Below are 21477 nucleotides of genomic sequence, written 5' to 3' on the forward strand. Positions count from 1 at the left end.
ATTAAAAGAACATTTAGACTTCGCAGACTAGCAAGCTAGTCTTTACGACCAAAGAGTTGCACCCTTTGAAAACCCCTAAAGCACAAAGTTGCTTTCGGCAACTTCGTAATCAATAAAGATTAAGACGCTTAAAAGTCTATATTAAGTGTTTCTAAAAACACTTAATATAGACTTTTACTGTTAAACTATTTTATGGTGGAGAATAGCGGGATCGAACCGCTGACCTCCTGCGTGCAAAGCAGGCGCTCTCCCAGCTGAGCTAATTCCCCAATTAAATTCTCTGGTGGGCCTAACAAGACTTGAACTTGTGACCTCACCCTTATCAGGGGTGCACTCTAACCAGCTGAGCTATAGGCCCCTATAGGTCTATCAATCTTTCAAAACTAAACAAGGATGATTGAGAATATCTTTCTTATAAATATCTTGTGAGAGAATATCTATATGTACTCTAGAAAGGAGGTGATCCAACCGCAGGTTCTCCTACGGTTACCTTGTTACGACTTCACCCCAGTCGCTGATTCCACTGTGGACGGTAACTAATTTAGTATTCCGGCTTCGAGTGAAATCAACTCCCATGGTGTGACGGGCGGTGAGTACAAGACCCGGGAACGTATTCACCGTAGCATGGCTGATCTACGATTACTAGCGATTCCGGCTTCATGGAGTCGAGTTGCAGACTCCAATCCGAACTGGGACATATTTTATAGATTTGCTCCATCTCGCGATATTGCTTCTCATTGTATATGCCATTGTAGCACGTGTGTCGCCCCGGACATAAGGGCCATGATGACTTGACGTCGTCCACACCTTCCTCCTCCTTACGAAGGCAGTCTCATTAGAGTGCTCAGCCGAACTGTTAGCAACTAATGACGTGGGTTGCGCTCGTTGCGGGACTTAACCCAACATCTCACGACACGAGCTGACGACAGCCGTGCAGCACCTGTCTTAACATTTCTGCAAGCAGACACTCTTCTATCTCTAGATGATTTGTTAGATATCAAGTCCGGGTAAGGTTCTTCGCGTATCTTCGAATTAAACCACATGCTCCACCGCTTGTGCGGGTCCCCGTCTATTCCTTTGAGTTTTAATCTTGCGACCGTACTCCCCAGGCGGTATACTTAATCCGTTAGGTGCATTACTGCCAAGACTAGCTTAGCAACAACTAGTATACATCGTTTAGGGCGTGGACTACCAGGGTATCTAATCCTGTTTGCTCCCCACGCTTTCACGCATTAGCGTCAGTTGAGTTCCAGCAGATCGCCTTCGCAATGGGTATTCCTGGTGATCTCTACGGATTTTACCCCTACACCACCAATTCCATCTGCCTCTCCCTCACTCTAGATTATCAGTTTCCCAAGCAGTTCTATGGTTAAGCCATAGGATTTCACAAGAGACTTGATAATCCGCCTACGCGTCCTTTACGCCCAGTGATTCCGAGTAACGCTTGCACCCTCCGTATTACCGCGGCTGCTGGCACGGAGTTAGCCGGTGCTTATTCGTTAGGTACCGTCATTGTTCTTCCCTAACAAAAGGAGTTTACGCTCCGAAAAGTGTCATCCTCCACGCGGCGTTGCTGCTTCAGGGTTTCCCCCATTGAGCAATATTCCCTACTGCTGCCTCCCGTAGGAGTCTGGACCGTGTCTCAGTTCCAGTGTGACTGATCATCCTCTCAGACCAGTTATGCGTCATAGCCTTGGTGAGCCATTACCTCACCAACTAGCTGATACAATATAGCCTCATCCTACACCGAAAAACTTTCCCTATCTAACTTATGTAAGACAGGAGTATAGAGTATTAGCAGTCGTTTCCAACTGTTGTCCTCTAGTGTAGGGCAGATTAGCTATACATTACTCACCCGTGCGCCACTAACTCATAAGAGCAAGCTCTTACTTGTCCGTTCGACTTGCATGTATTAGGCACGCCGCCAGCGTTCACTCTGAGCCAGGATCAAACTCTCCATATTAATTACCTATCTAATAGATAGGATTTTTATTATGAAGTTTTTAATCAAAAAAACTTTTAGTTTTTATATTAGTTTGTCTAATCTATTATTTAATCATAATAGACTGGCTCAATCGATCACTTGTTTAGATTTCAAAGATTGACTAATAGTTTAACAATTGTAAGTTAAAAGAACAACGATAAGAAAAAGGCTTTATTAACGTTGAAGTTAAAGGTGGTTTCTCGTTTCGTGAGCTGGAATTATATATGAGGGATGCTTAAAGATAGTTGAAATAATTGCAAAATATTTTACAAATTTAAATTTTATTTCTGATACATAAATTTGGAGAGCTTCCTTGCTCTCCGTTTGATTTAATGCCACCGCTTTGATAGCAAATTTACATCTATGACTACATAGGTTGTGTTACTTCGTCTTTGATCTCGACAGTAACAGTTGTTCCGCTAGTATCATTTGTATATGTGGTATAGCCGTCAGTTGATGCACCCTTTTGCCAGCCAGCATCTTTAAATTCTACTTTGTCTCCAGCATCAGCTGTTATTTTTAGCGTATTGTCACCGTCAGTTAAACTTATGACATCACTTAGTTTAACGTTTAAAGTAGTGCTTTGACTCTTATTGGAGATATTAAGCTCCTCCAAGTTGTCTGCATGATTTGCAATATTACTTAAATTTATAGTCGTTCCTGGACTTGTGATGGTTAACTTATCGTAACCTGCACCTCCGTTTATATCATTACCTTGCATATCTGACTTTGCAATCGTTAATGAGTCATCGCCTGTGCCTAGCTTTATAGTAGAATTATGAATATAGTTACCAACTATAACGGTGTCGTTTCCACTTCCAGTTTCTACGGTACTATGGTCTATATTTGTTCCAACTGTTAATGTATCATTGCCATCACCCAAATTTACATAAGAGCGATTTGTTATGTATCCACCTACTTTGACATTGTCATAACCATCTCCAGCGATTACTGATGCTCTATCGATATTTGTCTCTACTTTTAAGATATTATCCCCATTGCCTAAATTTAGTTTTGAGTTTTCTACCATGTCACCCCAAACACCGCCACTCTTATGCACTGTTACTATATCGTCGCCATCGCCTAATTTCACATCTGCTCTATGAGTGAAAGTTTTAACATCTAGCTCTACTGCTTTACCTTGTGCTTCGATATTAACAGCGCTTGCACTTTTTGGATTGTCATCAAGTAACAAGCCTGTTCTGTTTGTGCCATAAATAGCGCTAGCATTTATATGAGTAGGTGCATCACTAAAGTCAAAGACTATCTCATCTTTGCCTGTTGATCCTTTGTTGCCAGCAGCGTCTGTTAAATATGCCCAAGCTTCAAAAATTTTACCATCAGAGTCCTTGCCAAAAGGAATATGCTCCCATGTTCCATGAATCATATTTTGTTTTACAAAGCCTACATAGCCTTTTGCTATATCTTCGGCTTTTATAGTATAAGTTAGCTCACCAGTAGCACCTGGTCCACCCCACATATAGTGCATAACGTCACCAACTTTAACCGTGCCGTCGTTTGGAAGATATGCTTTCCAAGCTATACGTCCTGCGTGCTCAGGATTTAAATTCTCACTCCAGCTAAATTTACCATCATTGTTGAGATCATCTATCCATTCGACTTTTAAATTTGTCACTTTCGTATCAACAGTTATGGTTACTGGAGCGGCCTCGGCTGTGTTGCCAGCTTTGTCAGTAGTTTTTACTTTAAGCTCATGCTCGCCGTCGCTAAGCGGATTGCTTACTTCAAATTTCCAAGAACCGTCACCTTTTGCCTCTACCTGACCGATTTTGTTTGTACCATCAAAGATCTCTACAGTTGAGCCAGCCTCTGCTTTGCCTGATAGAGTTGGTGTGTTATCGTTTGTTAGGCCTTTTAGTGTTTTGCCATCGACTGTCACATCGTTGCCCTTAACATTACCATTTACAACGCCACCTGCAACATCATCGATAACGCTATCAAATGTAACCTTAGTGCCTGTATCTACTGTTATAGTAGCTGGGTCAGAAGCCTTGATCGCATTTGAAGCTGGAGATGAAGCTGTGATACTATGAGCACCTTCACCAAGTGGAGTGGCCGGAGTGATAGACCAGTTGCCAAATTTATCAGTTGTTGTGCTGCCTATCTTAGTCGTGCCATCATATAGCTCTACTACTGAGTTAGGATCTGCTTTGCCGTTAAATGTCGGAGTGCTGTCGTTTGTTAGTCCTTTTTTAGTTACGCCATTTACTACTACGTCATTATCTTTGATATTGCCGTGATCTATACCGCCTGCAACGTCGTCGATCACCTCTGTAATAGTGACAACATTTACGTTCGCTAAGAATGCAAAACTTAAATTGCTTCCACTATCGTTACCATTTAGATTAAGGTGGTCTGTGATAGTAGCATCAACACCAGTTGCATGGACATAATCTGACTTCAAAACGCCATTTTCATACATATTATATAGTGGCACGCCAGTTATTTCGATAGCGTTGTTATTTAGCGCTGGGATGCCTGCATGTGTGACATTGCCAGCTGCATCGACCTCGTCAAAAGTCACGGTGCCGTCAGCCGCTTTGTGAATGATAAATGCCTTAACAAATGTTGGCTCTGGGTTATTTACTGGGTATTGTTTTACACCAGTGTCAGCATAAATTTTGTTGTAGTCAGTTACAGCAACTGTTAGTTTGTCTCCGTCTGAGAACACTTTTGGCAATGTTATGCGAGCTGTAGTGTGGCTGATATCGCCGTCTTTTATAGCGTCAGCTACGCTTATACCAGCATTTAGTGCGCCTGAGCCACTTCCTGAAACGCTTGGGTTATAAACTTTGCTGCCTTCTATAAATTCAACCTTCGGAGCCTCCATGCTATCTCTAAATATCCAAGTATCTCCACTAGATTTATCTGCATGATCATCACCTTTTATACTCACTTCTATACCACGTGAGTGCGTAAGATTATAGGTAGTTGTTGGCATATCGTGGATATCTATACCAAATTTCTCGCCAGCACCATTTGTAGATGTAAGACCAGCTTTTATAGGTGTCTTATCAGTCTCTGAAGTGATCTGATCAACCGTCATAGAGCCATCAGCTGCTTTATGAACTAAGAAATACTTATAAGCAGTCGTATCTGTGCCACCTGTTTTTGCAAGAGAGGCTGCATCTGGTCCATATCCATATTTTACAGTTACTACATCGCCGTCTTGAACATTCTCAGGTAGTGAGATGCGTGCTGTGGTGTGGTTGATATCACCATCTAGCATAGCTGTATTTCTATTTTGGTTTGTTATTTGATCTGATTTTTCATTTAGAACATTACCATGCTCATCAAGCTCAACAAATTTAACTTCAGCCTTACCAACATTTTCAAATTTAACACTTGAAGTAGCTTTAAGGGTTGTGCCTTCTAGCTCAGCTGTGATACTAGCAGCATTTCCACGAACTGTTTGATAGTGGTTATAATCATAGCCAACCTTTATGCCATTATCGCCGTCAAATACATTGTTGCCTTTTGTATCTATAACGCTTGTAACATTGCCACTAGCATCTTTATGAACTGTGTAATAGTCATTTATGCCAGTTCCTATAACGTGGATCTTGCTGCCGTCCTTTGCAAGGTTTGGTATGCTGATGGTTGCAGTAGCTTTTGCGCCATCCTCAGCATAGTTCTCGCCTCTTGTGATAGTACCGTTGCCATCTGCGTCATCATTAAATTTGATAGTAAATTTATCTGGAGCAGTAGTCTCGCCTGTGGCTGTGTTGCCAGCGCCATCAGTAGCCTTTGCGATCACTGGAGTGTTATCTTTTGTCGCATCGTCGCTGATAGTGACCTTGCCACTATTTGGATCAAGTTTAAAAGCACCTGTTGGAGCTGTCGTCTTGCCAGGAGTGCTATCTACGACCCAGCCAGCACTTGGATTTTTGACCACGGTTATAGTTTGCGTGTTGCCACCATTATCTATGTATGAAATTTCAACCTTTGTCGCGTCATTGTCGTGAGGTACTACATCAACTGTGCCGTCAGCCTTTGGAGTGAGATCTACCTGCGGCGGCACAACGTCTACTACTGGAGTAGTAGCTGGAGTACCATTGCCTGCATCATCGTTTGGAGTAACTTTTACCTCAGTACCTGGTTTTAGTGGTTTATTATCTGGTGTAGGAACAGAGAATGTACCATCAGGATTTACTGGGACATTAACTACACTACCATTAGGGAATTTAACATCTACAGTGGTATTTGGATCAGGATTTGGAACCTTACCGGTTACTACTGTTGAAGTGTTATTAATTGGATCTAGAGTTACTGTTGGGATAGTAGTATCTACAAAACCAGCGTCACCACCAGCATTATCAGCTGCGCCACTTACACCGCCTATCCTCTCAGCGCCTCTTGCGCTGTTTAGATCACCTATCGAGCGGAAATTTTCATTGATATTTGAGTAGTGACCACCCTCGTCAAACGACGCTGCCCCAAGGCTCACGCCATCTCCGCCGCCAGCTGCGGCTGCATTACCACCAGCGGCAGTCTCCTCTAGTTTAGTTAGATCCTCACCATTTAGCAACGCCTTTTGCAAGTCGCTAACATCTGCTACGGTATTTGGTTTTTGTCCTGCGACTACATTTTCGTCAAGTTTTAACGACTCATCACCCAAGATGGTGACATCTTTGCCATTGTTCATTGAAACTACGGCTTTAGAAGAAGCTGAAGAGGTTTTTACAACCTCCCCAAGATATAGAGCGTCGCCAACTTTTAAAACGCGGCTAACACCATTTTGATCTACAGCTACCACTAAGCCTGAGATTTGTTTGATTACTCCTACTTGAGTTTGCATGTCTATCCTTATTGTAAAATAAATTTTACGTAATTTTAAGACATTTTAATCCTCTTTGTATATTGTACTTTGGTATAGTTGTGACATTATTGTGCTGCGATAACCTCAATTTCTACGAGTGCATCTTTTGGCAAAGTCTTCACAGCCACCGTGCTTCTAGCTGAATATGGCTCTTTGAAAAATTTAGCGTATGTGACATTTACCTTGACAAAATCTGCCATATCTGCTAAAAAGATCGTAGTCTTTACAACATTATCAAAACTAAGTCCAGCTTCAGCCAAAATGTTTTGCAAATTTGTAAGTGACTGCTGTGTCTGAGCCTCTACGCTACTACCTGCAAACTCACCCGCTGGTGTGACGCCAAGCTGCCCTGAGATAAATAAAAATCCATTCGCGCTAATCGCCTGAGAGTATGGTCCGATCGCTTGTGGAGCGTTTTTTGTTGAAATTTGTTTTTTCATATCTTCTCCTTTAAATTTTGGCAAAATCCTACTATAAATTTCTAAATTTTTAGGCACCAAAGGCTATAATGAGCAAAATTTCAAAAGGACAAAGATGCAAATAACCCTTGCACCAAACGAATTTTTAGACGACTACGTGCTTGGCGCTCAGCTTGCCAAAAACGCCGGCATCTCATCAAACGCCTATCTTTTTTGGAAAAATGCGATCAGCGCTAAATTTGAAAACTCACGCATCGTTTTTCTTAGAAAAAAGAGCGTCCCAGAGAAATTTAAAAGCGCACTAGAGGCTTGCACGCCATTAAATGGTCTTGTGCCAACTGGCGTTTTTTGCTCATTTGCATCGCTTGCTCCCTCCCACCTTGTCGCCAAAAATGGCTCTAAAATTTATGAGCTTTTTGAATTTCATGAAATTTGCGGTATCAAATTTTTAAATTTAAAGAAATTTTATGATGATTTCGAGCTTAACTACTCGTATAGGATTTACATCGAAAAGTGCAAATTTTTCTCGCCAGCGCCCTTTGAAAAGCGCATAAAACTAACTGATACTATGTGTCTTGGCTACTACTAGCCACCTCGCAAACAATTAACGCCTCGGTTTTGTAGCCCCCTATCCTATCTTTATATAGCAAAATTTCGTCGTTTTCTCTTTTGGCGTAAATTTTAATGTGAGCTGAGTTTGTGCTCTCATCGTAGTCTTCATATATAAATTTAAACTCTTCGCTACTCAGCGTGATAAACTGCAGCGCCTGAAACGAAACGGCAAGCACTATCTCCTCGCCAAGATCGCTTGCTCTAAATTTATCAGCCAGCCTAAGGGCAAACGACCCCACATCGCTAAAATACTCTTCAGGGCTCTCATACTCGCTTTCAAAGACCACTATCTCATTTAGCGACCACTCATTTTGCGTCTTATTTTCTTAAAATTTCTGCCTTTTTCTTATGGCAGCTTTTAAAAATATCCCTTGTGGTTTTGAGATAAAGCCCTCATTTAAAATTTGCTTTAGCTTTAAATTTACTAGCTCGCTTTTGGTTTTGGTAAAAAATTTGAGCAAATTCTTTGCTTGATCGTTGCAAAAAGTTTTCATTTTGGGAGAAATTCCGCTAGCTTAGGTTGCTAGCGGATCAAATTTAGATCTTTTTATAAGGTGCTTGGCCGACTTCGTAGAAGTTATTGCCCTCGCAGTCGATAGCGACTATCGCTGGGAAGTCCTCTACTGTGAGCCTTGCGACTGCCTCTGGTCCTAGCTCTGGATAGGCTAGTACTTCGTATTTTTTGATACTTTGGCTAATGACCGCTCCGATGCCGCCGATAGCGACCATATAAACACAGCATGATTTTTTCATAGCCTCGACTACGGCGTCGTTTCGGTAGCCTTTACCGATCATGCCATTTATGCCAACTTCATTGATCATAGTTGGTGTGTATTTGTCCATTCTGCCGCTTGTTGTTGGGCCTGCTGCGCCGATAGCTTGGTTTGGCTTGGCTGGAGTTGGTCCGACATAGTAGATAGTCTCGCCCTTTAGCTCAACTGGTAGCTTCTCGCCGCGCGCTAGAGCCTCTGTTAGCGCCTTGTGAGCGGCGTCACGAGCAGCGATGATAGTGCCTGAGATTAAGACATTGTCGCCTGCTTTTAGGCTCTTTACCACCTCTTTATCAAATGGTGCTGTTATTCTTTTGACTTCTGACATGTTATCTCCTTAAAGCTCGGCGTCTGCGTGGCGTGCAGCGTGGCAGTTGATATTTATGGCTACTGGTAGGCCTGCGATGTGAGTTGGATACCACTCGACATTTACTTTTATAGCGGTTGTATCGCCGCCAAGCCCTTGAGGACCGACGCCTGTTTTGCTAGCAAGCTCAAGAAGCTCATCTTCAAGTTTTGCATATCTTGCATCGGCATTTTTGCTATCTACTGGACGAACTGCAGCTTGTTTAGCTAGAAGTGCTGCTTTATCCATAGTGCCACCTATGCCAACGCCTATCGTCATTGGAGGGCAAGCGTTTGGTCCAGCGTATTTTACAGCCTCTAAAAATACCTTTTTAACGCCCTCTATGCCATCAGCTGGCACAAGCATTTTTAAAACTGACTTATTCTCGCTACCAAAGCCTTTTGGCGCTACTTTGATCTTAAATTTATCCCCTGGCACGATCCTAGTGTGGATGACGGCTGGGGTGTTGTTTGTAGTGTTTTTTCTCTCAAAAAGCGGCTCAGCTACGACTGATTTTCTAAGATAGCCCTCAGTGTAGCCCTTCGCAACGCCCTCGTTGATCGCATCTTCGATATATCCGCCTTCTATATGCACGTCTTGACCGATCTCAACAAAGACAACCGTCATACCTGTATCTTGACAAATAGGCGCTACGCCCTCTTCTGCTAGCTTGGCATTTTGCAAAATTTTACCCAAGATATCTTTACCTAGAGATGAGCTCTCAGTGGTTTGTGCTTTTGTAAAAGCAGCCTTTAGATCTGGCGTAACGACGTAACAGGCTTGTTTGCAAAGCTTTGCAACAGTCTCTTTTATATCTTTTACGTTTACCGTTCTCATTTATCCTCCTCGTAAAAAACAATTTTTAATTATATAAATTATATGTAAAATTTAAGATTAAATTATAATATTAAATTTAATCACCCAACCTCGGTGTTTAAATACTCTTAAGCAACTTTGGATAAACTACAACAAACTTAAATTTTAAAGGAAAAGTTATGAATTCGTTAGTCATCGTGATACTTGTTATCGCAGTCATTTTTGTCTTTTTCATCAGCCTTTACAACTCACTTGTTGCAAAGCAAAACCAAGTAAAAAGCGTGGAGGCTGGCATCGACGCGCAGCTAAAAAGAAGATATGACCTCATACCAAATTTAGTAGCTACTGCAAAAGAGTACATGGTGCATGAAAAGGGCCTACTAGAAAACATCACTGCCCTTAGAGAGAGCGCTAGAAGCGCCTCTACAAATGAGGAGAAATTTGAGCTAAATAACAAAATTTCAGGCTTGCTAAATGGCCTTAGAGTTAGCGTAGAAAACTATCCTGATCTAAAAGCAAATCAAAATTTACTTCACATCCAAAGCACTTTAAACGAGGTTGAAGAGCAAATTTCAGCCGCCAGACGCGCCTACAACTCAGCTGTTGAAATTTACAACAACGCCACACAGATGTTTCCTTCAAACATCGTAGCTTCAATGTTTGGCTTTCACAAAGATGTGTTTTTTGATATCCCTGAAAATGAAGCAGTTGCACCAAACGTCGGTGATCTTTTTAAAAAATAAGGCATAAAAAATGCAAGCAGACGAACTAAAAGGCATCGATCTAAGCGATCTTGACGAGCTTGAAAAAGAGCGCCTTGCCATGGGGAAAAAAGCCTTTAAAATGATCGTTTATGGCTTTCTTGGCGCCATAGTTACAGGTGGCATTTTAGCCTCATTGCACCTTGGAAATTTATTTTTCTTTTTGTTAATCGGCGGAGTTTTTTATCTTGGCACGACGATAAATGAGTTAAAAAAAGAGCTTACATTAAATTTTAAAGAAAAAGTAGTTGGCGTAATCGTAAAAAACTATGGTCTAAATTTCAATGCCTATAGTGGGTTAAAGTTGGATGATTTTTTTAAAATTTATGACGTTTATGTAAATAGACACAATGCAGAAGATATGATCTACGGACAGATCGATAACACGCAGTTTAAGCTTTGCGATTTTTATGCAGCAGAGGAGACAAGATCCAGTAAAGGGGGCACCTATACGACGGTAAAATTTCAAGGTATTTTACTAAAGGCTGAGTTTAAAAAAGAGCTAAATGCCACGATATATGTCTGCGACAAAAAGCGAACATCTGATCTAAGAAGCGAGGGCGAGCAAGCGACGATGGATAACCCTAAATTTAACGAGCTCTTTAAGACCTATACGACCGATCAGATCGCAGCTAGATACGCTCTGACGCCAAAGCTGATGGAAAATTTAAGCAGATTACGAACTAAATTTAACGCCCCACTCTCGGCAGTGTTTTTAAAAAATGAAATTTTCATCGCGATCGATCTTAGAAAGGATAGCTTCGAGCCTGATCTTCAAATGCCACTAAATAGCAATGAGAGCGTGCAAAACTACATCTCAAGTATCAGCGACTTTTTGCAAATCATGCACGATCTGGAGCTAAACAAAAATATCTGGAAGAGCTAAATGCCATATAAGACAAAGCTCAAAGAGGGCGACATATTTTACGTCTATAATGATTACTACAAGAGATATTTCTTTGGCAAGATCTTAGTTGATATCATGAACCGTTTTATAAAGCGAGCAAATGAGGGGCTTCTTTGGCCGCTTGATTTTTTTAGTGACTGCTACTTGGTTGCTATTTATAAAGATATAGTAGATACACCAGTGCTAAAAAGCCGTGAATTTATCATTCCAGGAAGCTTCATCTACAAAAGCAGTTTCAACCGCAAAAATAAAGATGCTATAAAGTGGATCTATTATGATCACGAAAATATCAACTACCAAGAGTTAGAATTTCCAGAGTATATCATCAGTAGCAATGACAAAATTTGCCTAGAACGGGGAGAGCTTAACATACCAACTGGCTTAACTCGCGCGCAATATGAGAATGAATTTAACATTACTGGCAGCAAAACTGGCGGCATAAACTACTCAAATGCCCTGCTTTTACAAGGCTTGCCAGCATATAAAGAGAGGATAGATTATAGCGATCTTCGCCTCCTACCAGAGCTTCGTAAAAAGCTCTACGAGATGATAGGCGAGGACCCAGACACGCCGTACTACGAGCTAGCATTAAAGCACGGCAAAGATCTAGCACGCTTTTATCAAGATAAAAACTAGACTATAAAAGAGCTATTAAGAGGCGTTGTTTAAGGTTTAACAAAAGAAATTTAGCTCTCTTGTTGCAGCCTAGATGAGCGTAATAGAGAAATTTATAACAAATTTTTTTGGTATTGCGTCTGAGCCAAGGCTAACTAGCTTTAGTAAATTTAAATATCACAAACAAGATCGCTCAAATGGCTACTTTTGCAAGCAGATGATAAATTTTAAAACTCGCAAGCCATTTTTAAAATTTATGACCAAATTTACGAAAAAGGTGGTGGTGATGTTTTTAGAGAGCTATTTAAAAGGTGGTGTCGCTTTAAATTTTGCGGTTTTAAAAGTTAAATTTAAGGGCTTATAGCCTTTAAAAAGTGCAATGCCACTTAAATTTGCTCTATTTTTTATGATTTTGCGAGTTTAAATTTAATGGCCAAAAAAGCCATTAAATTTATAAACTAAGCCTGAGCAGGCTCCTCTTCTTCTTTTATCTTTTTTCTAACTTTTACGCGTGAGATGCTAGCTCCATCCATCTTTCTTACTTCGTAGTAGCAGTTTTCATCCTCGATCTTGTCCCCAACGACTGGCAAACGACCGATAAGGTTAAAGACATATCCGCCGATCGTGACTTGATCGGTCTCTTCATCAAAGCTTATGCCAAGAAGCTCCTCAACGCTCTCTAGGTCGTATCTGCCTTGGAATTCATAGATATTTTCATTTATCTTTTTATAGTGTTGATCGACCTCATCGTGCTCGTCGTTAAAGTCGCCAAGAACCTCTTCCATGATATCTTCCATCGTAAGAAGTCCAGCCGTGCCGCCATACTCATCGACGACAAGCGCAGCCGAAATTTGCTCTTTATTCATCATCACAAGCACTTTTGATATAGAAAGGCTCTCAGGCACGATGACAAATTTACGCACGATCGCGTCAAAGCTCTTCTCTTTTTCCTCGCTAAAGTGCAGCTGCAAGATATCTCTAATGTGTATCATGCCTAAAATGATATCTTTTGAGCCGTCTATATAAGGATAGCGAGTATATTTTGACTCAAAAACGACTTGTAAATTCTCTTCAAAGCTCTTTTGTTTATTTATGCAGATCATGTCGCGTCTTGGCGTCATGACCTCTTTTGCGACCGTGTCGCTAAAATCAACTGCATTTTTGATAAGCTCAGTCTCAAAGCTATCAAGCACACCGCCCTTTAAGCTCTCGCCAACGATGATCTTGATCTCCTCTTCAGAGTGTGCTAGCTCATTCTCTTTTGCTGGCTGGATGCCTAAAATTTTAAGTCCAAATGTAGCTAGGATATCAAAAAGCTTTATGATAGGAGAAAAAAGTATCCAGAAAAAGTGAAGCGGACGAGCGATTTTAAGCACTGCTGATTCCGATTTGGCTATGGCGACTGACTTTGGCACAAGCTCGCCCATAACGACGTGAAGTAGCGTGATAAGCGTAAATGCGATCGCAAAGCCGACTGTATGAACTAAGATGTCGCTAAGATTAAAAACATTTTTAAGCGGGGCTTCTATGAGCCTTGCGACTGCTGGCTCACCGATCCAACCAAGGGCGAGTGAGCTTAGCGTGATGCCAAGCTGAGTGGCGCTAAGATAGGTATCAAGCTTGTTTGACATCTCAAAGGCAAGCTGGGCGTTTGGCTTTTTCTCTTTGATAAGCTCTTCAAGTCTAGACTTGCGAACCTTGACAAGGGAAAATTCCGACAAAACAAAAAATGCGTTTAGTAAAATGAATATAATGGCAAGTATTACCATTAAAAGCGAGTTATCGCTACTGGGGTACAATTATGATCCTTAAGAGTTAAAAATTTTGGCTGATTATAGCGAATTTATATTTAGCGGTCAAATTAGCCACGCCCAAAAGTAACAACTTTTCTTAAATTTAAGATTTATAAAAAGTTCTTAAATCATATTTTGGTAACATTATTTTCATCACTAAATTTATGGATTTTACAATGAGCAAAAAGAATTTTTCATCACGCTGGGCGTTTATACTAGCCTCAGTTGGTTCAGCCGTTGGTATGGCAAATGTTTGGGGCTTTCCTTACAAGCTTGGCACAAATGGCGGCGGAGCATTTTTACTCATCTACATCTTTTTTGTGGCGCTTTTTTCTTACGTTGGCTTAAGCGCTGAGTATGCGATCGGCAGGCGAGCAAAGACTGGCACGCTAGGATCATATAAATTTGCTTGGCAAAGTAGAAATTTAGGCGTCATCGGCAGTATCATCGGCTGGCTTCCACTTGCTGGCTCACTTTGCATAGCCATAGGCTACGCTGTCATCATCGCTTACGTGCTAAAGGCCCTTACTCAGGCGCTTACTGGCTCATTTATGAGCGTTGATACAAATGTTTGGTTTAACTCATTTGCGCTTCATGAGTACTCAGTCCTGCCATATCACTTCATAGTCATTATTGGCACGCTTCTTACGCTATTTTTTGGAGCAAAAAGCATCGAAAAGACTAATAAAATAATGATGCCACTATTTTTCGTGTTATTTGCCATTTTGGCTATAAATGTCGCGATGCTGCCAAACGCACTTGAGGGGTATAAATTTCTATTTATCCCTGACTTTAGCAAGCTTGAAGATCCGATGGTATGGGTCACTGCGATGGGTCAAGCCTTTTTCTCGCTCTCTATCACGGGTTCTGGCATGATAGTTTATGGAGCATATCTTTCAAAGGATGAAGACATCGTAGAAAGCGCCAAAACTACGGCATTTTTTGACACACTTGCAGCCCTTGTTGCAGCGCTTGTTATGATCCCAGCAGTCTTTGCCTACGCTATGGATCCAGCTGAGGGTCCAAAGCTACTTTTCGTAACGCTTCCTAAAATTTTACAAAATATGATCGGCGGTCAAATTTTTGCGATCATACTATTTACCGCAGTCATCTTTGGCGGTATCACCTCACTTCAAAATATGTTTGAGGTCGTGGCTGAGTCGCTTATGCATAAATTCCCTAGCCTTAGCAGATTTTGGGTGCTTGCGCTGCTTTGTGTGGTTTGCTTTGGGGCTGGAGCGTTTATGGAGCCTATTAGTAGCTGGGGGCCTTGGATGGACTTTGTCTCTATCTACATCATCCCGATCGGCGCAGTTATCGGCGCAATATCTTGGTTTTGGATCATCAAAAAAGAAGAAATTTTAGACGAGGTAAATTCAGGAGCAAATAAAACTTACGGCTCATTTTGGTACTTTGTGGGTAAATTTATCTATGTGCCAATAGCCTTTTTGCTCTGCATCATCGCCATTAGCAAGGGAATTTCTTTTTAACTTAGCCCATCAAAAGACGAGCTAAGTCTAAATTTGAAGTTATTTTAGCTTTTTAGAGCCGGTGTAAGTAGCAAAGACCTCTTGTGAGCCATCTTTTTTGAAGAGTATGACGTCGTATTGCTCGGCTTTGCCGCCTTGCTCCATACCTTGACTCTCCATAGGCATGCCAGGCACTGCGATACCAACGACATCTTTTGGTTTAAGCTCAAGCAGGCGCTTGACCTCATCAGCTGGCACGTGACCCTCGATAACGTAGCCATCAACGATAGCTGTGTGGCAGCTTGAAAGCTCTAGTGGCACGTGAAATTCTTTTTTAACCTTGACCATATCATCTACTTTTATGGTCTCTTCGCTAAAGCCAGCTTTTTGCATAGCATTGGCCCAGTTGCCACAACAACCGCAAGTTGGGCTTTTATAGACCTTCATATCGGCCCCAAGCGCTAAGGTCGCACAAAGGCTAAGGGCTAAAAATGCAAATTTCTTCATCATTTTCCTTTACGTTAAAATTTGCAAAATGATATAGTTTGGATTTAAATTTTATATAAATGCTTAAACCTTGCCTGCTATAATTGCCAAAATTTACAAAAGGCACTTTATGTTTTCATCATTTTTTAAAGACAAAAAATGGGCGCTTTGGGCTTACGGCGGAGCGATATTTATCATCTTACTACTTGTCTATCAAACACATCTAAACGTCCGCATCAACGAGTGGTATAAAAATTTCTACGACATCGTGCAAAACTCAAAGGATCACAAAGTAGATGAGTTTTGGCGCGAGATATTAAATTTCATAAAGATCGCCATGCCTTACGTCGTGACCTACACGGTGATATCGTTCTTTGCGAGCCACTGGGTCTTTCGCTGGAGGGAGGCGATGACCTTTAAATACCTCAAATTTTGGCGAAACTGCCAAAATGACATCGAGGGTAGCTCGCAGCGTATCCAAGAGGACATCTACCGCTTTGCTAAGATCATGGAGAGCCTTGGCGTGCAGGTTTTAAAGGCGTTTATGACGCTCATCGCCTTTATACCGGTGCTTTGGGAGCTAAGCAAGAGCGTGAGCCTGCCTTACATCAAAGATATCAATGGCTCGCTAGTTTATATCGCTCTACTAATTAGCGTTGGAGGCCTCATCGTATCGTGGTTTGTAGGTATAAAGCTACCACATCTTGAGTATAACAACCAAAAAGCAGAGGCGGCGTTTAGAAAAGAGCTAGTTTATGGTGAGGATGATAAGCTCAAATTTTGCCAGCCAAACGTCATGCTAGAGCTTTTTACAGGGGTCAAGCTAAACTACTACAAGCTATTTTTGCACTACGGCTACTTCAACCTTTGGCTCATCTCGTTTTCGCAAATTTTAGTCATCGTGCCTTACATCATCATGGGAAATGGCCTATTTAGCGGTGTCATCACGCTTGGTGTTTTGATCCAAGCTAGCAACGCTTTCTCGCAGGTTAGAGAGAGTTTTAGCGTCTTTATCGATAACTGGACGACGATAACGGAGCTAAGATCGGTCAATAAGCGTTTGAGAGAATTTGAGAAAAATATAAATTTGGACAATAAAATTAGAATAGTGAAAAGGCGTTTTTTTGTACAAGAGCATCCAAAAAATTTTAAAATTTATAGACAAACATATAAAGACACTAAATTTAGTGATAAGCAGTAACTAGAACTGAAATTTGTAGCCTACTAAGCAAGTGAGTGAAATTTAAATTTTGCAAATTTGCTTTGTCAGGCATATAGGTATCAAGTAAATTTTAAAATTTCATGAACGAGTGATTTCGGCTCTAAAATTTGAGCTAAGCTATAAGCGAAGCTAAATTTTTGTAGTCAATTCTTGCGAGTGAATGAAAATTTAAAATTTGTAAATTCTTTTTATTCAAAAGGGTGACAAGGGGACTTGAATTACGAAGCCATCCCCTTATCCCCCTTTTTAAATCCCCCAATCCCCTCGCACGTTAGAGGTGCATGCAATGGCACTATCATGCCGCATGCGGTTTATATTCAGATAAATTTCGAGTAATTTTAGTAGTTAATTCTTAGGGGTGAGTGAAAGTTTAAAATTTGCAAAAGTAGTAAATTTCTATTTTTGAAATCGCAAAATTTAAATTTCACCCCTCGTTTAACAATGCATATCCAACACAAGCTATAATACGCCAAATTTTAATCCAAAAAGGATAAAAATGAAAAAAATTTTACTTACGTTATTAACAGCTAGCATGCTTATCACCGGCTGCACGAGCGTCACAAAGCCAGGCGTCGTGGGCGCAGATCGCAAGCAGTTCATGCTAGTATCTTCTGAAGCGATGGAGCAAAGCTCAGCTCAAGCTTACGTCAAGACGCTAACAGCCGCTAGAAGCAAGGGCGAGCTAAATGTCGATCCGATCCTTACAAAAAGGGTTCAAGATATCGCAAGAAAACTGATCGCTCAAACTGGTGTTTTCAGAGAGGACGCCCTAAAGTGGAAGTGGCAAGTAAATGTCATCAACGAAGATACGCTAAATGCTTGGTGCATGCCAGGTGGCAGGATCGTTGTTTATAGTGGTATTGTTAAGAAATTAAATCTAACAGATGCGCAATTAGCAGCGGTTATGGGTCACGAGATCGCCCACGCACTTAGAGAGCACGGCAGAGAGCAAGCTAGCACTGACCAGCTAACAGGCATTGGCATCCTTACAGTAGCAACTGTTGCTGGACTTGGTAATCTTGGAGCAAGTGCATTAGGTTTAGCTACGCAATACACCATCTCAATGCCATTTTCTCGCTCACATGAGACAGAGGCCGATCGCATCGGCACTGAGCTAATGGCAAGAGCTGGATACGATCCAAAAGAGGCGGTCGAAGTTTGGGTTAAAATGAGCAAGACGAATGTTGGCAAAATACCTGAAATTTTAAGCACTCACCCATCAAACGAGAGCAGGATAAAAGACCTAAAAGAGGTCGCAGCAAAGCTTGAGCCAGTCTATCAGGCGGCAAAAAGGGGTTAGGCTTGATCTCACGGGCAAAGCCGAGCGATCTTCCTGCAATCACGCAAATTTATAACGAATACATCTTAGAAAGAAGTGCAACTGCGGATATGCGCCCAGTTAGCACAAAGGAGCGAGAGCCTTGGTTTAATGCCCACGGCGGCTCGCGCCCTATCTTTATCTACAAAGAAAATGATGAAATTTTAGGCTACTGCTCGCTAAGTGACTTTAACCCCAAGATCGCTTACGATATAAGCGTAGAAATAAGCATCTATATCGCTAAAAAGGCTCTTAAAAAGGGTATCGGCAAGCAGCTTTTAGCCCACAGTCTAAATGAAGCTAGAGAGCTAAATTTAAAAAATATCATCGCGCTAATCTTTAGCAAAAACGAAGCAAGCCTTGAGCTATTTTTGAAATTTGGCTTTGAAAAATGGGGCGAACTGCCGGGTGTTTGCCTAATGGATGGCGAATACAAAGATGTCGTTATCTTGGGGCTAAAGCTCTAAAAGCCAAGCATTAAGCAAATGAAGATATAATCACTTTCTTCTTGGGTAGATGTCCGAGCGGTTTAAGGAGCACGCCTGGAACGCGTGTGTGGGGTAACTCACCGAGAGTTCGAATCTCTCTCTGCCCGCCATAAATTTGACAAAATTTACTCTATTGCCCTGATACAAAAAGAAATTTAAAGGACAAAAATGATCGAACATTTACTGCTATTTTTTGCACTGCTAGCTATCATCATCGCTTTAGTGATGGTCTCAAACCGCCTAAAGATCGCCTATCCGGTGTTATTAGTCCTTGGCGGGCTGGCCATTAGCTTTGTGCCAAATTTACCAAGCATCAAGATCGATCCCGAGCTTATTTTCATCATATTTTTACCGCCACTTCTTTACGAGGCTGCGTGGGCAAACTCGCTAAAAGAGCTCTTTAAATGGCGCCGTACGATCGGCAGTTTCGCCTTTATCGTGGTTTTTATAAGCGCAGCAGCGGTTGCTTTGATAGCAAATTTAGTGATCCCCGGCTTCTCGCTCGCCCTAGGCTTCATGCTAGGAGCTATCGTCTCACCACCAGACGCGGTGAGCACGGCAGCTATCCTTAAATTTGTCAAAGCCCCGCGCAGGATCAGCGCTATTTTGGAGGGTGAGAGCCTTTTAAATGACGCCTCCTCGCTCATCATCTTTCGCTTCGCCGCAGTTGCGGTCACGACTGGGCAGTTTGTCTGGTACAAGGCCGCAACGACCTTTTTATGGATGGTGGCCGGTGGCGTTTTAGCGGGTCTTGTGGTGGCGCTTGCGGCATATTTTTTACATAAAATTTTACCGACTGATGAAAACAGCGACACGATAATGACGATCACGACGCCTTATATCATGTATATCTTGGCTGAGGAGCTTGGCGCTAGCGGCGTTTTAGCAGTGGTTTGTGGCGGACTTTATCTCTCGACTAAAAGAAATGAAATTTTTACCGCTTCAACAAGGATCCACGCGATGCCAGTTTGGAACAACTTTATTTTCTTACTAAACGGCCTTGCATTTACCATGATCGGCCTTGACCTGCCTGAAATTTTAGCAGGGCTAAAGCGTAGCGGCGTCTCGCTCTTTGAGGCAGTCTTTTACGGCGTTTTGGTCACTGCAGTGCTCGTCGTTATCCGCCTCATGGCATCTTATGGCGCTGTTTATATCACGATGTTTATGAAGCGCTATATCAGCGTGGCGGACGATCGCAACCCTGGCAAAGCCACACCATTTATCGTCGGCTGGGCTGGCATGAGGGGCGTAGTCTCGCTGGCTGCAGCACTTTCTATCCCTACTATGGCTGGTAGCGAGCCATTTCCGCATAGAGATCTCATCTTATTTATCACCTTTGTTGTGATCTTGCTAACGCTCGTAGTTCAGGGCTTAAGCTTGCCACTGCTCATCAAAAGTGTGAAATTTCCAGACTTTAACGACCATATGCCAAATGAGCTTGCAAGGATCAAGATCAAAAAGGCGCTTGCCGAGGCTTCGCTTAAATTTCAAAGCGAGAAATTTTGCAATGAGGAGAATTTCTTGTTTCAGAAACTCAAAGAAGTTTGGAATTTTGAGCTTTCAAATGAAAATTTCGAGATCAGCGACGAGGTCAGGTAGACCTATTTTGAGATCCTAAATGAGCAGCGAAAGGCGCTTTGTGAGCTAAACAAAGACCCAAAGATCGACGAAGAGGTCATTAGGACGTTTTTATATCACATCGACCTTGAGGAGCAGAGGTGGCAGCCGCATAGCGAGCACTAAAATTTTCTTCCGACATTGCAACTTACCGCACCGCAAAATCTCTTGCCAAATTTGGCCTCGACGATGAGCACGAGCACGAAAAATATCTTCTCATCGTTCATGCGCGCGATCTGACGCAAAGTCTGGCTGGGACTATTAAATTTAACATCATTTTCGCGCAAACTCTTGCAAAACAGGGCCTCATCAAAGCCAAGCATGCGTGAAATTTCACTGATGCTATGTGGCTCAAGCGAGGCGATGATGCGGTCCATGTTGCAGATCGTTGGATTTTTGCGGTGCGTGGTGACATCGATCATCTCATTTATGAGCTTTACTAGCTTTCTTCTGCGGTTAAAAAGGTGCAAGATCACAGCACAAACGATCAAAGCTCCTGCAAATTTGTGCGCGCTCATCATCCACTCATTATACTCGCCCATGGCGAAATTTAGCCCAGTAAATGCAAGCAGGCAGATCCCACAGGCAAGAGCACAGACGATACAAAATTTATATATCACTTCAACTTTTAGCAATGCAAATTCCTTAGTTTTTTGAAATTATACAACTACTATGCAAAAAATGAAGGGTATGAAATAAGACTTTGTATATTAAAAAACAACTCCTCTTTGTGTAAGCGGAAAAGCCAGAAAAGGGGGAAGCAAAGTCTTAACCGCTACAAAAAGGAGGGTCCGTTTAGGACGATGCAATGTTATTATTTAAATATAAATTTTAATGAAATTTTTAGTTAATAAAAAAGAAATTCTGCGTAATACTAAATTAAATCACGATATTTAGGCATTTACTAGAAAAAATTTCTCTTTTAGAAAGATAAAAATATATGCTTTGTATAAAAAGTAAAATTAACATTTTAAATTTTATTTTTATTACGCCTAAACGTGTTTTATTCAAAAG

General features: G+C 41.6%; 19 protein-coding genes, 3 tRNA genes and 1 rRNA gene. 11 read left to right on the plus strand and 12 right to left on the minus strand.

Going from position 1 to position 21477, the window contains the following annotated elements:
* Positions 1–193 precede the first annotated feature (193 nt).
* The 5 genes from MTT29_RS05740 to MTT29_RS05760 all read right to left on the minus strand — a co-directional run bounded on the left by MTT29_RS05740 (position 194) and on the right by MTT29_RS05760 (position 7264).
* Positions 194–269: transfer RNA gene (locus tag MTT29_RS05740), tRNA-Ala, on the minus strand.
* 12 nt (positions 270–281) lie between these two features.
* A tRNA-Ile gene (locus MTT29_RS05745) sits at positions 282–358 on the minus strand.
* Between the two features lie 94 nt (positions 359–452).
* Positions 453–1963: ribosomal RNA gene (locus tag MTT29_RS05750) — 16S ribosomal RNA — on the minus strand.
* Between the two features lie 388 nt (positions 1964–2351).
* Complete coding sequence (locus MTT29_RS05755; protein WP_429800039.1) at positions 2352–6803, minus strand: retention module-containing protein; 4452 nt, start codon at positions 6801–6803, stop codon at positions 2352–2354.
* 86 nt (positions 6804–6889) lie between these two features.
* Positions 6890–7264 carry a RidA family protein gene (locus MTT29_RS05760; RefSeq protein WP_429800040.1) on the minus strand — a complete coding sequence of 125 codons (375 nt, stop codon included), beginning with the start codon at positions 7262–7264 and terminating at the stop codon, positions 6890–6892.
* A 94-nt stretch (positions 7265–7358) separates the two neighbouring features.
* Between MTT29_RS05760 and MTT29_RS05765 the strand changes: the two genes are divergently transcribed.
* The gene (locus tag MTT29_RS05765; RefSeq protein WP_429800041.1) at positions 7359–7832 is read left to right on the plus strand and encodes a cysteine permease; all 474 of its coding nucleotides are present in this window, start codon (positions 7359–7361) and stop codon (positions 7830–7832) included.
* Here MTT29_RS05765 and MTT29_RS05770 read toward each other — a convergent pair.
* Genes MTT29_RS05770 through MTT29_RS05785 form a run of 4 tightly spaced genes read right to left on the minus strand, consistent with a single transcriptional unit; the run spans position 7810 to position 9808 of the window.
* On the minus strand, positions 7810–8142 hold the full coding sequence (locus MTT29_RS05770) for a hypothetical protein (RefSeq protein WP_429800042.1): 333 nt from the start codon (positions 8140–8142) through the stop codon (positions 7810–7812). The two genes, MTT29_RS05765 and MTT29_RS05770, sit on opposite strands and share 23 nt — an antisense overlap.
* A gap of 39 nt (positions 8143–8181) precedes the next feature.
* Positions 8182–8349, minus strand: a complete 168-nt coding sequence (locus MTT29_RS05775) for a hypothetical protein (protein ID WP_181001467.1) — start codon at positions 8347–8349, stop codon at positions 8182–8184.
* A gap of 43 nt (positions 8350–8392) precedes the next feature.
* Positions 8393–8953 (minus strand): Fe-S-containing hydro-lyase, encoded by a 561-nt coding sequence (locus MTT29_RS05780; RefSeq protein WP_021092611.1) that lies wholly within the window; start codon positions 8951–8953, stop codon positions 8393–8395.
* Positions 8954–8962: 9 nt separating this feature from the next.
* A complete protein-coding gene (locus MTT29_RS05785) occupies positions 8963–9808 on the minus strand; it encodes a fumarate hydratase (protein ID WP_107916007.1) in 846 nt (281 codons plus the stop codon).
* 158 nt (positions 9809–9966) lie between these two features.
* On the opposite strand from MTT29_RS05785, the gene MTT29_RS05790 reads away from it, so the two are divergent.
* The 4 genes from MTT29_RS05790 to MTT29_RS05805 all read left to right on the plus strand — a co-directional run bounded on the left by MTT29_RS05790 (position 9967) and on the right by MTT29_RS05805 (position 12434).
* Positions 9967–10530, plus strand: coding sequence for a LemA family protein (locus MTT29_RS05790; RefSeq protein ID WP_107946125.1), 564 nt, complete (start codon positions 9967–9969; stop codon positions 10528–10530).
* Between the two features lie 10 nt (positions 10531–10540).
* A complete protein-coding gene (locus MTT29_RS05795; RefSeq protein ID WP_429800043.1) occupies positions 10541–11434 on the plus strand; it encodes a DUF3137 domain-containing protein in 894 nt (297 codons plus the stop codon).
* Positions 11435–12091 (plus strand): sugar transporter, encoded by a 657-nt coding sequence (locus tag MTT29_RS05800; RefSeq protein WP_429800044.1) that lies wholly within the window; start codon positions 11435–11437, stop codon positions 12089–12091. It abuts the gene before it with no gap.
* A gap of 73 nt (positions 12092–12164) precedes the next feature.
* Positions 12165–12434, plus strand: coding sequence for a hypothetical protein (locus tag MTT29_RS05805; protein ID WP_429800045.1), 270 nt, complete (start codon positions 12165–12167; stop codon positions 12432–12434).
* Positions 12435–12528: 94 nt separating this feature from the next.
* Here MTT29_RS05805 and MTT29_RS05810 read toward each other — a convergent pair whose 3' ends face one another.
* Complete coding sequence (locus tag MTT29_RS05810) at positions 12529–13869, minus strand: hemolysin family protein (protein WP_429800046.1); 1341 nt, start codon at positions 13867–13869, stop codon at positions 12529–12531.
* Between the two features lie 170 nt (positions 13870–14039).
* Between MTT29_RS05810 and MTT29_RS05815 the strand changes: the two genes are divergently transcribed.
* Positions 14040–15353: a sodium-dependent transporter gene (locus MTT29_RS05815; RefSeq protein WP_149723671.1), complete on the plus strand. Its 1314-nt coding sequence runs from the start codon at positions 14040–14042 to the stop codon at positions 15351–15353.
* 39 nt (positions 15354–15392) lie between these two features.
* Here the strand turns inward: MTT29_RS05815 and MTT29_RS05820 are convergent, their stop codons facing one another.
* A complete protein-coding gene (locus tag MTT29_RS05820; RefSeq protein ID WP_107790725.1) occupies positions 15393–15839 on the minus strand; it encodes a DUF411 domain-containing protein in 447 nt (148 codons plus the stop codon).
* A gap of 109 nt (positions 15840–15948) precedes the next feature.
* Between MTT29_RS05820 and MTT29_RS05825 the strand changes: the two genes are divergently transcribed.
* The 5 genes from MTT29_RS05825 to MTT29_RS05845 all read left to right on the plus strand — a co-directional run bounded on the left by MTT29_RS05825 (position 15949) and on the right by MTT29_RS05845 (position 20445).
* Positions 15949–17019, plus strand: a complete 1071-nt coding sequence (locus tag MTT29_RS05825) for a putative transporter (RefSeq protein ID WP_429800047.1) — start codon at positions 15949–15951, stop codon at positions 17017–17019.
* A gap of 517 nt (positions 17020–17536) precedes the next feature.
* Complete coding sequence (locus MTT29_RS05830; RefSeq protein ID WP_429800048.1) at positions 17537–18340, plus strand: M48 family metallopeptidase; 804 nt, start codon at positions 17537–17539, stop codon at positions 18338–18340.
* A 2-nt stretch (positions 18341–18342) separates the two neighbouring features.
* Positions 18343–18825, plus strand: coding sequence for an N-acetyltransferase family protein (locus MTT29_RS05835; protein WP_429800049.1), 483 nt, complete (start codon positions 18343–18345; stop codon positions 18823–18825).
* A gap of 43 nt (positions 18826–18868) precedes the next feature.
* Positions 18869–18956 (plus strand) — tRNA-Ser (locus MTT29_RS05840).
* A 58-nt stretch (positions 18957–19014) separates the two neighbouring features.
* Complete coding sequence (locus MTT29_RS05845; protein WP_429800050.1) at positions 19015–20445, plus strand: Na+/H+ antiporter; 1431 nt, start codon at positions 19015–19017, stop codon at positions 20443–20445.
* Between the two features lie 140 nt (positions 20446–20585).
* Here the strand turns inward: MTT29_RS05845 and MTT29_RS05850 are convergent, their stop codons facing one another.
* Positions 20586–21098: a chemotaxis protein gene (locus tag MTT29_RS05850; protein ID WP_429800051.1), complete on the minus strand. Its 513-nt coding sequence runs from the start codon at positions 21096–21098 to the stop codon at positions 20586–20588.
* Between the last annotated feature and the right edge of the window lie 379 nt (positions 21099–21477).

Source organism: Campylobacter concisus, assembly GCF_050447485.1.
GTDB lineage: Bacteria > Campylobacterota > Campylobacteria > Campylobacterales > Campylobacteraceae > Campylobacter_A > Campylobacter_A concisus_BQ.

Excerpts from the sequence above, each read along its gene's own strand:
- MTT29_RS05795 (WP_429800043.1), top strand. The coding sequence starts at position 10,541 with ATGCAAGCAGACGAACTAAAAGGCATCGATCTAAGCGATCTTGACGAG.
- MTT29_RS05790 (WP_107946125.1), top strand. The coding sequence starts at position 9,967 with ATGAATTCGTTAGTCATCGTGATACTTGTTATCGCAGTCATTTTTGTC.
- MTT29_RS05845 (WP_429800050.1), top strand. The coding sequence starts at position 19,015 with ATGATCGAACATTTACTGCTATTTTTTGCACTGCTAGCTATCATCATC.
- MTT29_RS05755 (WP_429800039.1), bottom strand. The coding sequence starts at position 6,803 with ATGCAAACTCAAGTAGGAGTAATCAAACAAATCTCAGGCTTAGTGGTA.
- MTT29_RS05760 (WP_429800040.1), bottom strand. The coding sequence starts at position 7,264 with ATGAAAAAACAAATTTCAACAAAAAACGCTCCACAAGCGATCGGACCA.
- MTT29_RS05765 (WP_429800041.1), top strand. The coding sequence starts at position 7,359 with ATGCAAATAACCCTTGCACCAAACGAATTTTTAGACGACTACGTGCTT.
- MTT29_RS05805 (WP_429800045.1), top strand. The coding sequence starts at position 12,165 with ATGAGCGTAATAGAGAAATTTATAACAAATTTTTTTGGTATTGCGTCT.
- MTT29_RS05825 (WP_429800047.1), top strand. The coding sequence starts at position 15,949 with ATGTTTTCATCATTTTTTAAAGACAAAAAATGGGCGCTTTGGGCTTAC.
- MTT29_RS05820 (WP_107790725.1), bottom strand. The coding sequence starts at position 15,839 with ATGAAGAAATTTGCATTTTTAGCCCTTAGCCTTTGTGCGACCTTAGCG.
- MTT29_RS05775 (WP_181001467.1), bottom strand. The coding sequence starts at position 8,349 with ATGAAAACTTTTTGCAACGATCAAGCAAAGAATTTGCTCAAATTTTTT.
- MTT29_RS05785 (WP_107916007.1), bottom strand. The coding sequence starts at position 9,808 with ATGAGAACGGTAAACGTAAAAGATATAAAAGAGACTGTTGCAAAGCTT.
- MTT29_RS05780 (WP_021092611.1), bottom strand. The coding sequence starts at position 8,953 with ATGTCAGAAGTCAAAAGAATAACAGCACCATTTGATAAAGAGGTGGTA.
- MTT29_RS05815 (WP_149723671.1), top strand. The coding sequence starts at position 14,040 with ATGAGCAAAAAGAATTTTTCATCACGCTGGGCGTTTATACTAGCCTCA.
- MTT29_RS05800 (WP_429800044.1), top strand. The coding sequence starts at position 11,435 with ATGCCATATAAGACAAAGCTCAAAGAGGGCGACATATTTTACGTCTAT.
- MTT29_RS05830 (WP_429800048.1), top strand. The coding sequence starts at position 17,537 with ATGAAAAAAATTTTACTTACGTTATTAACAGCTAGCATGCTTATCACC.